Below are 13522 nucleotides of genomic sequence, written 5' to 3' on the forward strand. Positions count from 1 at the left end.
GCCCTGCCGCGGTGCCGGTGGGCGGTGGCAGGGCCTGGCCGGGCTTCGAGCCGACGCGCCGAGCGAAGCTCGCGGCGCGGACGGCTCGCGGGCGGGCCGCCGCCCACGGGCACACGCAGCGGCCGGGCCCGGTGGTGCCCGGAACGCCAGTGGCACCACACAGCAATGCCAGAAACCATGCGGGGCCTGGTCGCGGCGCACGTTGGCGGCAGCGACACCTGTCTCAGACAAATCTCGCACGTAATTTAAGTCGGTCATTTTTTAAGTGCGTCTGAAAACGTTGCAATTCCAACGACCTATGTTCTCAGTTTGAAATACCCGCAAGGGAATTACGTGCGAAATTGCCGAGCACGACGCGCAAGGTACGACAGTGGCCGGAACAGGAGCAGCACCCGGAAAACCCGTGGAACGCCGCAGCACCGGCATTCAGTCAGCGTGTCCCGCCAGCAGCGTCGCCAGGTGGACGCCCCCGCGGCCCGCAAGCTGCGCGGCCTGGGTGCGGCACGAGAATCCGTCCGCCAGATACACGGCATCCGGCTGGGCCGACAGGGACGGCAGCAGCGAATGGGAAGCGACGGCCGCAGACAGGTCGTAGTGGCCCGCCTCCATGCCGAAATTACCGGCCAGTCCGCAGCATCCCTCGAGCCGCGTCACGCGCGCGCCCAGCGACTCGAGCAGCGCTTGATCGGTGTCCCACCCCATGACGGAGTAGTGGTGGCAGTGCGGCTGCGCGACGATCTCGACGCCCTCCAGGCTCGGCAGGCGCCGCGCGGCCGCGGGCACCGCCGACAGAACCTCAGCGAGGGTGTGCGTCGCGCCCGACACGAGCAGAGAGCGCGGATCGTCGGGTAGCAGATCCAGCAGGTCGTCGCGCAGCACCGCCGTACATGACGGCTCGACACCGACGATCGGGATCCCCGACGCCGCAAAGGGCGCGAGGACGCCGAGCAGCGACGACAGGTGCTTCTTGGCGCCCGTCAGCTGACCCGTCGTAATCCACGTGAGGCCGCAGCACGCGTCCGGCGCGACGATCGGCGCGAAGCCGTTCGCCTCCAGCACGTCGACGACCGCGCGCGCACCCGTGTCATCGAGGGTCTGGCTAAACGAGTCCGCCCACACGAGCGCGTACGGCCGCCCGCTGGGGTCGCGCGGCCCGGAAAGGATCGGGGAGGTCAAGATCGGCGAGGCAGTGGCCGCCTCGCGCTCGCGGGCAGAGTCAGACGAGGCCGGGGCGCCGCCGCGCTCGCGGGCATCGGTCGCGGCTGTGGAACTTGCAGCAGCGGAGGATGCAACAGCGGAGGATGCAGCAGCGGAGGTCGCGGCTGCGGAACTTGCGGCTGAGGAACCCGCGGCAGCGCGAGCCGCAGTATCGCGAGCCGCAGTGCCGGAAGTTGCAGTGAAAGAAGATGCTGCGTCGCCAGGCGGGACAGAATCCGCTAGCAGGTTGCGGCGGCGAGCCCACGCGGTGAAGGTGCCGGACTGGAGGGCGGGCATGCCTCGGCGAGGATCCAGGCCGATGACGCGGAAGGCCAGCGAGCGCAGGGGAGCGACCGACATGACGGCGTTTGCCACGCGTGCCAGGCCGGGCACGCGCGCGGTGACGCGGGTCAGGCGCGGCAGCCAGCCGAGCGTGTAGTGGCTGAGGGGGCGCAGCTGTCCCCGGTAGGTGCGGAACAGCGCTTCGGAGCGGTAGCGGGCCATGTCGACCCCGGCGGGACAGTCGGCTGAGCAGGCCTTGCAGGCCAGGCACAGGTCGAGGGCCCCGAGGACCTCGGGGGAGTCGATGGCCTTGACGAGCTGTGAGTTTGCGGCCTCCTGGAGGATGCGGGCGCGCCCTCGGGTCACGTCCTTTTCGTCGCGCGTGGCCAGGTAGGAGGGACACATGAAGGTGCCGGACACTCCCGCGCGGCACTTGCCGACGCCGGTGCAGCGGTGGACAGCGGCCGTGAAGTCACCGCCGTCGTGGGTGAAGGCGAAGCCTCCGTCGGCGGGCATAGGGCGCGCGGCGACGCGGCGCAGGTTGGCATCGAGGGGGTCGACGCCGGGCTGGAGCTCGAGCGTGCCATCGGTAGGGGCGAGGCTCGAACCGCTAGCAGCGCCAGACGCGTCGGATGGAAGTGTGGAGGGGCGCGCGAGGTTTGCGGCGGCCGCATCGTCATGATCGGTGAGGGCAGTGGTGGGTCCGCCGTTTGCCGCCAGCCCGTCAACAACCCCGCCGCGCGCCGCACGTGCCCGCGCCCGAGCGCGAGAGGCGGCCTCGGCCTCGTCCATGGGGGAGGCGAGCACCCCGGGGTTGAGGAGGTTGTCCGGGTCGAAGATGTGCTTGACGCGTGCGAACAGGTCGAGCATCTCGGGGGTGTACATGAAGCGCAGGAGTTCGCCGCGGGCGCGTCCGTCGCCGTGTTCGCCGGAGACGGAGCCGCCGTGGGCGGCGCAGATGCGGGCCGCGGACTGCAGGAAGGCGCGCGAGTGGGCGACGCCCTCGGGGGTTTCGAGCGGCATGGCGAGGCGCACGTGCACGCAGCCGTCGCCGAAGTGCCCGTACAGGAGGCCGTCGATGTCGAACTCCTCCATGAGGGCCGTGAAGTCGCGCAGGTACGCGCCGAGGTTCTCGGGCGGGACGGCCGCGTCCTCGAAGCCGGGCCACGCCTGCTGGTCGCCGCCGCCCTCCCCGTCCGGCGGGGTGCGTCCGCCCAGGCCCGCACCGTCGGCGCGGATCCTCCACAGGGCCGAGGCCTGGGCCCCCGGTGGGTACACGACCGTGTCGATGGCGGCGGAGTCGGCGCACAGGGCGCGTGCGCGTTCCAGGGAGGCGGTGACGTCTTCGCCGGGGGCGCCGACTTCGACGAGGAGCCAGCCTTCGCCCTCGGGCAGGGCGGGGACGGCGCCGGGCCCCTTGTGGGCGCGCACGACGTCGACGAGGCGACGGTCCATGCCCTCCACCGCGAGGGGTGAGTGGGCGAGGAGCGCGGGAACGTCGTCGGCGGCCTCGATCATGGAGTGGTAGCCGAGGGCGGCGAGCACGGGCGCGTCGGGCAGGGGCACGAGGCGCACGGTGATGGACAGGATGAGGACGAGGGTGCCTTCCGTGCCTGCGAGCATCGCGGCGAGGTTGCGCCCGCCCTCGGGGGTCAGGTGCTCGAGGGAATAGCCGGAGACCTGTCGCTTGAAGCGGCCGAGCTGCGTGCGGATCGGGGCCAGGTGGGAGTCGATGAGGGAGGCGAGCCCCGGCACGTCGCTGAGGGTGGCGTCGTGGCCGGTTGTGGCCGTGAAGTGGCGCCCCTGCCCGTCCACGCAGTCGAGGGAGATGATGTTGTCGGAGGTGCGCCCCCAGGCGGTCGCGTGCGGCCCGCACGCGTTGTTGGCGACCATGCCGGCGATCGTCGCGCGGTTCTGGGAGGAGGGGTCGGGGCCAAAGCGCAGGCCGTACTCGGCCGCCGCCGCCTGGAGGGTGGAGCCGACGCAGCCGGGTTCGACGGTGGCGGTGCGGGCCTCGGGGTCGATGGAGACGACGCGGTTCATGTGCCGCGAGAAATCGAGGACGAGGCCGGGGCCGATCGCGTTGGATGCGCACGAGGTGCCGCCGCCTCGGGCGGTGAGGGGGACGCCGTGGGCGCGGGCGAGGTCGAAGGCTGCGATCGCCTGCTCGGGCGTGCGCGGGAAGGCGACGGCCAGGGGCGGGATGCGCGTGAGGCCGGCGTCGGAGGAGTATCGCGCACGCGTACCGGTCGAGGAATCGACGTCAATGAGTGCGCGCAGGTCCGTCAGGAAGCTCTCGCTCATGGTGACAGTGTGTCACGCGGGCGCGCGTCGGGAGGAGGGTATCCGGTGTGCGGATGGTCGCGCGAGGCCGTGGCCGGTTGGGGCGGGCGTGGCGGGGTGCGGCGCTTTGGATAAGGGAGAGGGCCGAGGCAGTGGATGCCTGCGGCCCTCACATTACGCGGGTTCCGGGTCGTCGCGGAACAGCTTGGGGAAAGGTGTCACGGGGACGGGCATGCGCTCGATGGGAGGCAGGTGCGGACTAACCACCTGCTCAGACTTTGGGTACAAGCGGGGTGATGCTTCAGTGTTCAGGCAGTAGGGGGACAGTTCGCGGCGCGTTTCCTCGGACGCGGGAACCTGCGGCTCCGGCGCCGAGTATTCAACGATGCGCAGCTTATCTCTGCCCATTGAATGCCACCCTGTTCTGTCTCAAGTATTCTGCCGCGCAGTAGTCTAACCGGATGGAAGATGCCGTGCCATCCGGATTCTGAGCGACATGTGCCATCGTACACGACATTGGTCCCACGCTGGCGGGGTATGGCTCATAGTTGCTCGGCATGTGTCAGTGGGATGCGTTGGGTGCTGTATGTGCGTGGCGGCGCGCTCCGCGTATTCACCCGTGTGGTGGGCCTGTCAGAACGGCGAGACGTTGTCCATGGTTGTCCGAGCCTGGGTGAGGTGACGCAGTGGCGGGATGTGCGTGCCATCATTCGCGCAGAATTCGCACGGACGCCGAAAAAGTTTCGAGGTCTCCCTCGAGGATGCGAAGGTCGGGCATCGGTGTCCTGTCCTGGGGCCGAAGGCGTGCTGTTCTTGCCCACTATTCTACCGATGTGAAGGACTGTGGGCGCGTGGTGGGTCGTACCTGAGGCGCCTTGTCGGCGGGCGATCAACAGGCAGATGCTTACGTGGTATCCATCCCATTGTCCCTGTGTCATCCTTGTTTCTTTTGGAACGTATGAAACAATGGCCCCGAGCGCCCCATACACGTGAAGGAAAGAGCGATGGCCCTGTTTGAGTTCGAGGATGGACACCTCGTCCCCGCTCAATTCGGATATCCGGTTGCGCAGGATCTGGGTCCCGAACTGGTTGACGCTATCTGCCAGCAGGTCCTGCAGATCGTGTCGCGCCCGCTGTTCCCCGTGACCTGGCGTGATATGACGGGTCAGGGCGACGAGGAGACGCCGCGCCTGACAGCTCTCGACGTCTCGGGGCAGATTGTGTCCGTCGAAATTCTGAAAGAACTCGACTCCGAGACCCTCATTACCTCCCTGTCGCGACTGGCTGAGGTCGCCTCGATCTCGTGGTCCGACTTGGCCGGCGAATACCCTTCGGGTCCCGAGGGCTTCCGGGCCGGTTGGGCGCAGTTCCGTGACTCGATGCCCCCGGCCGTGGGTCCGGGCCCGCGACTCATCATCGTCGCCGGCGAGATCGACCCCTCGGTGCGCCCCGCCCTGTCTATCCTGGCGACGTCGGGCGTCGAGGTGCACCTCATGAACCTGCGCCAGATGTCGAACGGCCGCCTGTTCCTCGACGTGAACGCGGTGGGCCCGCGCCTGTACGGCCATGCGCCGCAGCTCCTGGCCTCCGCATCGGCGGCTCCTGAGATCGTGGCGCCCGCGCAGGAGGACGTCGACGAGGCCGACACCGACCCCTCCGTCGAGTCTGACTCTGAGACCCCGACGACGCGCCCCACGCCGAAGGTCGCGCCCCACCTGCGCGACGTGTTCACCTACCCGATTGACGAGGAACCCCCGGCGCCCTGGCGTCCCGCCTCCGAGGAGGATGGACAGGACGAGGCCGAGTCTGCCGATGCGCTCGAGTCTGTCGACACTGCGGAGCAGGGTGAGGACCGCGAGCGTGATGACGTAGCCGAGGACCGCGAGCGTGACGACGTAGCCGAGGAAGGCGTGGACGCCCCCGCGGATGAATGGGCCCCGGTCGACGAGGCCGACGCTCAGGACGAGCACGAGGCTACCGAGCCTGACGCTGGCGACGATCACATCGAGACCGACGAGCGCGTCGAGGGCGATGCGGTTGCCGAGGATGGCGGCGAGTACGCGCCCGAATTTGTCGAAGCGGACCACGCGGACCGCGCTGAGGACGCGGATGATGCTGAGGATGCCGAGGCCGACGCTCAGGATGCCGACGAGCGCGACGCCGACGCGCACGCCGAGGACGTTCCCGAGTCCGACCTTCCCGAGTCCGCTGAGGCTGCCGCGACGCAGCACAGCGAGAACGAGGACACGGGCGAGCTCCCCGACCATGAGGAGCCCCGCGCGGAGGAAAGCGCTGAGTCCGACGAGGATCGGGCGGTCGACGACCACACCGACAACCACACCGACGATCACACCGCCGCATACGTCGGCGAGCACGCGGAAACAGAAACGGAACCGGACGAGGAGGGCGACGACGTGCCCGAACACGCCGACGAGCAGGTCAGCACCGAAGATGACGCGCCCCGCTGGGAGCCTCCCGCCCACATGAGCCGCCGCGCCACGCGCCGCGCCCGCGAGGAGTCGAGCGAACTCAACGATGGCGGAGCCACGGAGGCGGCCACGGCCTCGTCCGTCGACCGCGCCGACGAATCCCCCGAGGTCGTTCAAGCCCGCGCGGAGGGTCTGCCCGTCCTCGGCCGCGACGAGTCCGGCCTGCGCACCCTCGCCCAGATCCTCGGTGAGGACACGCCCCTGGTTGCCCGCGGTGAGCTCGGTCTGCCCGTTGACCTCGTGCTCGCGGCCAGCGGTGCGGTGTCCGGCGCCGGCCTGACCTACCCCTCGCTCGACACGCTCCTGACCGCGCGCGGCCTGGGCCACATCGACGTCTGGGGGCAGGTGCGCATCGGCGACCGGCTGGGCCCGACCCTGGCCGAAGCGCTCGACGAGGTTAACCGCGAGATCGTGCGCGAATACGCGCAGGCGCCGCGCGGACACCGCTCCGCCAAGCACTGACGCGCGACGACGAAGCGCCCACACGGCGCGACGCGAGAAGACGACGAGAGGCCCGGGATCACGCGATCCCGGGCCTCTTTACGGCAGGGCGGTCACCGCACGAAAGCGTCCAGCCACCCGCGCATCGTCGCGTACACGGCCTCGCGCACGGGCGCATCCGACAAGGCCAGATCGTGCTTGCCGGGGAAACGCGCGATCGTCACCAGGTCCGATAGGCCCAGGCTGCGCTGGGCGATGACGGTCGGATCCAGCACCGTGTCGGAGGTGAAAACGCGCTCGGACCACTCCTCGTCGAAATAGGAGGACGTCGACACCATCGACAGGACCGGGCACTCCAGGTGCACGTCCTTTTCGATCGTTTCGTGCCCGGCCATGATCGCCTCCAGCCACGAGGCCGGGATCGGGTAGGACTCGGGGCGCTTCCACTCGTGGATGATCGGCCAGCCCGCGACCGACGGGTCGTCGGGGCTCAGGCCCTCGGGGATCGGCAACTCCGAGGAGGCGCGCCCCGCGAGTGAACGGCCGTAGTGTCCCGCACCTCCCGAGGGCACTTCCCACATGGGGTTACGCGACGCGATGCGTCCGATGACGGGGGTCATTGCCCCGCGCCAGGCGGCCATCGACTGCATCTCCAGCCACGCCGAATTGAGAATCAGGCCAGCGAGAACACCCTGGTGTCGGTGCGCCCAGAGCGTCGCGACGAGGCCGCCCGTCGAATGGCCCATGAGGACGATCGGCTCGTCCTCGCGCTCGCAGCGGATGATTTCGATGGCCTCGCCGATCTCCTCGTCGTAGACGGACAGGTCGTCCGTGTAGCCGATTGTCTGGTGGGGGCGCAGGGAACGGCCGTACTTGCGCATGTCCAGCGCGTAGAACGCCGCGCCCGCGTCGCTCAGGCGCTGGGCCATCTCGGTCTGGAAGAAGTAGTCGTTGCGCCCGTGCAGGTACAGGACTGTCATGCGGGCGCTCGCGGGCGGGCGTGCGCGCACGAGGGTCGCCACGCAGGGCCCCTCCGCGTCGTCGAGGAGCTCGATCGTGCGCGACTCGTAGCCCTGCCCCAGAATGTCGGTGCGCCACTGGGGTCCGGGAGGCCCGGCCTCGCCCCACGGGGCCATGACGTCACGTTCGGGGATCCCCTCGGGCGCCGAGGCCTCGGCCTCCACCCCGGACAGGTCCGGCAGGCCGCTCGTGTCTGGCATCTGCTCGCCGTCGGGCGTGGGATTGCTGGTAACGCTCATGGGGTCAGCATAACGCGCGAGGCCACCGGCGCCTCGTTGATGAGGAGGAGGTACCGGTGGCCTCGGCGAGAATCGAGCGTGGATCAGGCGAAGGAAGACGCGCGCGAGGGGATGCGCTCGTTGAGGAACTCATCGAGGAGGGCCGTGAGTTGGTCGTGCTCGATGAGGAAGCCGTCGTGCCCGTGGTCGGAGTGGATCTCGCGGTAGAACGCGCCCGAGATGCCGGCCGCCATCTGCCAGACCTGCTCGGGGAAGAAGAGGCGATCCGAATCGACGGCGACGACCAGCGTGCGCGCGGTGACCGCCTTGAGGGCTTCGGTGACGCCGCCGCGGTCGCGGCCCACGTCGTGGGAGAGCATCGTGCGACACAGCGTCACGTAGGAACCCGCATCGAAGCGGCGCACGATCTTCTCGCCGTGGTAGTCCAGGTAGGACTCGACCGCCAGGCGTCCGCCGTGCAGCGGATCCTCGTCGTTCTGGGGAATGCGGCCGAAACGCTCGTCCAGCTCCGAGGGGGAGCGGTAGGTCGTGTGCGCGATCTGGCGGGCGAGCGCTAGCCCGGCGGTGGGGCCGGGGCCCGCGTAGTAGTCGCCGCCGCGCCACGCCGGATCCAGCTCGATCGCGCGGATCTGCGTGTGGGTCCATGCCGCCTGGTCGGCGGTCGTCTGTGCGCCCGAGGCCACGACCACCAGTCGGCGCACGCGCTCCGGGTAGCTGACCGCCCACTCGATCGCGCGCTGGCCACCCAGCGACGCGCCCACGACGATGCTCCACTCGTCAATGCCGAGCAGGTCGGCCAGGCGGGACTCCGCGTACACCTGGTCGCGCGTGGAAATCACGGGGAAACGCGAGCCCCATGGCGCGCCGTCGGGAGCGAGAGACGCCGGGCCCGTAGAGCCCTGACAGCCACCCAGCACGTTCGCGGCCACCACAAAATAGCGGTCCGTGTCGATGATGCGCCCCGGGCCCACGATCTGCTCCCACCAGCCGGGGGTCGGCTGGCCGGGCGCGGCCTCGCCGCACACGTGCGCGTCGCCGGTCAGCGCGTGCAGGATGAGGACCGCGTTCGACGAGGCCTCGTCCAGTTCACCCCACGTCTCGTACGCGAGCGTCACGGAGGGCAGGATCTCGCCGTTTTCCAGGCGCTGGGCGCCCAGATTCGCGAACTTGCGGAACGCGACCGGGTCGCCCTCGCGCCACGCGCCGGACGTGGGTGCGGGAGGCAGGTTGGAGCGGCTCATGGGGTCCTTCTTTCGCAGGGGCGCTTCGCTGTCACGCGAGACGGGGAGGGGCAGCGGCGGCCTCGGAGCCTCAGGAGTGTGTGTATCCCCGAGGCCGCCGACGGGTCTGTCAGGCCGTGGCCGCGCGGGCCGCGTCGAAGCCGAGCTGCAGGTCGGCCAGGATGTCCTTGATGTTCTCCAGGCCGATCGACAGGCGCACCGTGCCGGGAGCGACGCCGGCCTTGGCCAGCTCCTCCTCGGTCAGCTGCGAGTGCGTCGTCGAGGCCGGGTGGATGACAAGGGACTTCGCGTCGCCGATGTTGGCGACCACCGGCAGGAGCTGCACGCCGTCCGCGAAAGCCCGGCCGGCCTCGTACCCGCCCTTGATGACGAAGGAGAGCAGGCCGCCCGTACCCAGCGGCGCGTACTTCTTGCCCAGCTCGTAGTAGGGGGAGGACTCCAGGCCCGCGTAGTTGACGGACTCGACATCCGGGTGGGCCTCCAGGAAGCGGGCGACGGCCAGCGCGTTGGAGACGTGACGCTCGATGCGCAGCGACAGGGTCTCGATGCCCTGCGAGATGAGGAACGCGTTGAAGGGGGAGGTGACGGCGCCGAGGTCGCGGTTGATGAGCGTCTGGATGCGCAGCAGGAACGCCAGGTTCGCGCCCAGCGCGCCGCCCACGCCCAGATCACGGGCGTAGACGAGGCCGTGGTAGGACTCGTCCGGCGTGTTGTAGAGGGGGAAACGCTCGGGCTGGGAGGCGAAGTCGAAGTTGCCCGAGTCGACGATCGCGCCCGCGATCGACGTGCCGTGGCCGCCCAGGTACTTGGTGGCCGAGTGGACGACGATGTCGGCGCCCCACTCGATCGGGCGCACCAGGTAGGGGGTGGCGACCGTGTTATCGACGATGAGGGGCACGCCGACCTCGTGGGCGACCGTCGCGATCGGCTCGATGTCGAGGATGTCGCCCTGCGGGTTGGGGATGGTCTCGCCGTAGAAGGCGACCGTCTTGTCGTCGGCGAGCGCGCGCCAGGCCTCGGGGTCGAGCGGGTTCGCGACGAAGCGCGCCTCGATGCCCAGGCGTCCCAGCGTGTTTTTCAGCAGGGTGACGCTGCCGCCGTACAGGGAGGGGGAGGCGACCACGTTGTTGCCGGCCACGGCCAGGGCGAGGATCGACAGGGCGGTCGCGGACTGGCCGGAGGAGACGAGGAGGCCGCCGACGCCGCCCTCGAGGGCAGCGATGCGGGCGGCGACACCGTCGGTCGTCGGGTTGGTCAGGCGCGTGTAGATGGGGCCGAGCTCCTGCAGCGCGAAGCGGCTCGCCGCCTGCGCGGTGTCCTCGAAGGCGTAGGAGGAGGTCTGGTAGATGGGCAGGGCGGTCGCGCCCGTGGCGGGGTCGAGGTTGTATCCGGCGTGAATCTGCTTGGTTTCGAAGGACCAGTCGTTGGCGGTCATTGTGCGGTTCCTTTGGTGAGGGGTGGGTCGTCTCTGATTCCCCTCCGGCGGGCCGCAGATGCGGTGAAGTGAACATGCGTCGAGGCGCGTCCCGCTGTCGGGGGACTGCGCGGCAGTCGCTGGTGCTGACGCGCAGTCAGCGGCACATTCGACGGTTCATGGCTCCTATTGTTTGTCATCGACGAGGCCGGGGCGCGGCGGTCCCGGATGGTGGACTTTTGTGACGGGTGAGGCGTGAGGGCTGGGTGTGTGAGCAGGCTCGCACTGATGGTTGGAAGTGTGATAAAAACGCAGGTATTTGCGCGGTAATCATGATGCTGATGTTACGAATGTTGCGATTGTTGTATGTGTGAAAGTTGAGTTTTGTGGTGTGTTTGTTGCCAAGCGTGACGAAAGTGGTTAGGCTTTTTCCCAGTACGCGCCCGCCGGCGCACGTAAACAGACGAGATGAGACAAACGATGAGACGACGCGGAACCATTCGCACGGGCCTGACGGCAATCGCCGCCTGCGCCCTCCTCGTGCTGCCCCAGATGGCGCAAGCCGCTCCCTCTGAGGAAGAGATCGCAGCCGCCCAGGCTGCCGAAGAGGCCGCGAAGATGAGCGTCGCCCAGATTGAGGTCAAGCTCGCCGAGGTCAGCGCCAGCGCCGCAACCGCGACGCAGAACGCACAGATCGCAGGCGAAAACCTCAACGAGGCGAACATCGCGCTGGCCGAAGCGACCGCGACTGCCAACCAGGCCTCGGCCGAGGCCGACGCCGCCGAAGCTGCCTTCCAGGAAGGCAAGCAGCAGATCGCCTCCGTCGCCCAGGCCGCCTATCGCAACGGTGGCGGCACGCTCGATTCGCTCGCCCCCTACCTCGACTCCGACGGCCTGCGCAGCGTCGAAACCAAGCAGGCCGGCATCAACTCCTTCTCCTCCTCCGCCGAGGCGAAGATGCAGAATGTTGCCGCCCTCGAGCAGGTCGCCAAGGTGACCCGCGACGCGGCGAACACCGCGCTCGCGAGCCAGCAGGCTGCCACCAACGAGGTCCAGGCCCGCACCGACGCCGCCAACCAGGCCGCTGCTGCCGCCCAGAACGAGGCCGCGATCGTCGCCGCCCAGCGCAGCGCCTACGTGCAGGAGCTCGCGACCAAGCAGAACACGACCGTCGACCTCATCAACCAGCGCGAAGCCGCCCTTGAAGCCGAGCGCCAGGAAGCCGCGCGCATCGCCGCCGAGCAGGCCGCCGCAGCCGCCGAAGCCCAGCGTCAAGCCGACGCCGCAGCCGCCGCCGAACGCCAGGCCGCAGCCGACGCTGCCGCCGCGGCCCAGGCCTCGTCCTCCTCGTCGTCCTCCGACGATGAGGATGACGACGACTACTCGTACTCCGCGCCCTCCTACTCCTACGAGGAGCCCTCGTACTCGGCGCCCTCCTACTCGGGTGGCGGCGGTGCCTCCACCGCCATCGCAACCGCGCAGAGCTACCTGGGCGTGCCCTACGTGTGGGGCGGCGAATCCTACGGCGGCGTGGACTGCTCCGGCCTGACCATGCTCGCGTGGGGCAGCGCTGGCGTCGACCTGCCGCACCTCTCGCGCGCCCAGTACAGCTACGGCACGCACGTGCCGATCGGCTCCATGGAGGCCGGCGACCTGATCTTCTGGTCCTCCAACGGCACCCAGTCCGGCATCTACCACGTCGCCATCTACCTGGGCGGCGGCCAGATGATCGAGGCTCCCACCTTCGGTGTGCCCGTGCGCATCACCGGCGTGTACAGCTGGGGCTCGATCATGCCCTACGCCGTGAGGCTCTGAGCAGCATCGTTGCTTGATGGCCCGGGGGCCGCGCAGACTGTGTGTCTGCGCGGCCCCCGGCGTTTGTGTGTGTGCTTGTGTGGGGGTTTGCTAGGGGAGTTTTGTGCCGGTGTGTGTGCCCTGTGCGGCTGGTGAGTGGTGGTTTGCGGAAAAAAGTTCTCCCTGCTCGGGTTGTTTGTGTTTGCCCCGGGATAATTTTCTCCCTGCTCGCGTCGTAAGGGCTGAAATGGGCGTTTTTCGCCGTGCTGGGAGAGTTTTGTACCGGTGTGGCCTTGAGGTGGGGGTTGCCGGGAGAGGTTTGTACCGGTTTGGCCTTGCATGCCGTGTGCCCGGAGAGTTTTGTACCGGGGCGTGTGCGCTGCGTGGCTAGTGGGTGGTGGTCTGCGGGAAAAAGTTCTCCCTGCTCGGGTTGTTTGCTTACTGGCCGTGATAATTTTCTCCCTGCTCGCGCCAAATGGTCTGAAATGGGCGTTTTCCGCCGTGCTGGGAGAGTTTTGTACCGGTTTGGCCTTGAAACGGGGGTTGCCGGGAGAGTTTCGTACCGGGGAGTGTGCGCTGCGTGGCTAGTGGGTGGTGGTCTGCGGGAATAAGTTCTCCCTGCTCGGGTTGTTTGTGTCTGGACCGGGATATTTTTCTCCCTGCTCGCGCTAAATGGGCTGAAATGGGTGTTTTTTGCTGTGTGGGGAGAATTTTGTACCGGTTTGGCCTTGAAACGGGGGTTGCCGGGAGAGTTTTGTACCGGTGGGCGTCTGTACGGGGGTTTACGGGTCAGCAACGGAAAATTTCAATGCCAGTAACGCGACGGTCGGCACGTGCGCGGTCGGTGTATGCGGAGGTCGGGTAAGCGTGAGGCCGGAACACGCGGAGATCGGCTAAGCACGAGGCCGGCGTGCTACTGACGGATCGAGGACTTGGCGATGAGTGCCGTCCGGTGGTGCGCCTCAGCCCCTTGAGATGCGCGTTAACCCCTTGATGCGCACGTTAACCCCTTTACTTGCGTGTGGGCGGCGTTGCCCATGCGCATCTCATCGGGTTAACGTGCGGGTTGTGCAGCCCACGTGCATGTCATCGGGTTAACGTGCGCATGAAAGGGCCAGGTGG

The 13522-nt window shown here is 68.4% G+C and carries 7 protein-coding genes; 2 read left to right on the forward strand and 5 right to left on the reverse strand.

All coding sequences use genetic code 11. From position 1 onward, the window contains the following. Positions 1–426 precede the first annotated feature (426 nt). A complete protein-coding gene (locus HMPREF1478_RS10840; RefSeq protein ID WP_016460936.1) occupies positions 427–3783 on the reverse strand; it encodes an FAD-binding and (Fe-S)-binding domain-containing protein in 3357 nt (1118 codons plus the stop codon). 153 nt (positions 3784–3936) lie between these two features. Then, complete coding sequence (locus HMPREF1478_RS04685) at positions 3937–4170, reverse strand: hypothetical protein (RefSeq protein ID WP_016460937.1); 234 nt, start codon at positions 4168–4170, stop codon at positions 3937–3939. 596 nt (positions 4171–4766) lie between these two features. Here HMPREF1478_RS04685 and HMPREF1478_RS04690 point away from each other — a divergent pair. Then, positions 4767–6713, forward strand: coding sequence for a putative sodium/potassium/calcium exchanger (locus HMPREF1478_RS04690; protein ID WP_016460938.1), 1947 nt, complete (start codon positions 4767–4769; stop codon positions 6711–6713). A 92-nt stretch (positions 6714–6805) separates the two neighbouring features. On the opposite strand, the gene HMPREF1478_RS04695 is transcribed toward HMPREF1478_RS04690, so the two are convergent. The 3 genes from HMPREF1478_RS04695 to HMPREF1478_RS04705 form a co-directional block, all read right to left on the reverse strand. Beyond that, entirely contained in the window at positions 6806–7951 is a 1146-nt protein-coding gene (locus HMPREF1478_RS04695; protein WP_016460939.1) for an alpha/beta fold hydrolase, read from the reverse strand. An 83-nt stretch (positions 7952–8034) separates the two neighbouring features. Next, positions 8035–9192 (reverse strand): homoserine O-acetyltransferase MetX, encoded by a 1158-nt coding sequence (gene metX / locus HMPREF1478_RS04700; RefSeq protein ID WP_016460940.1) that lies wholly within the window; start codon positions 9190–9192, stop codon positions 8035–8037. Positions 9193–9301: 109 nt separating this feature from the next. Continuing rightward, positions 9302–10627 (reverse strand): O-acetylhomoserine aminocarboxypropyltransferase/cysteine synthase family protein, encoded by a 1326-nt coding sequence (locus HMPREF1478_RS04705; protein WP_016460941.1) that lies wholly within the window; start codon positions 10625–10627, stop codon positions 9302–9304. A gap of 459 nt (positions 10628–11086) precedes the next feature. Here HMPREF1478_RS04705 and HMPREF1478_RS04710 point away from each other — a divergent pair, with 459 nt between their 5' ends. Then, on the forward strand, positions 11087–12421 hold the full coding sequence (locus HMPREF1478_RS04710) for a C40 family peptidase (protein WP_016460942.1): 1335 nt from the start codon (positions 11087–11089) through the stop codon (positions 12419–12421). Positions 12422–13522 lie beyond the last annotated feature (1101 nt).

Source organism: Actinomyces sp. HPA0247 (assembly GCA_000411415.1).
GTDB lineage: Bacteria > Actinomycetota > Actinomycetes > Actinomycetales > Actinomycetaceae > Pauljensenia.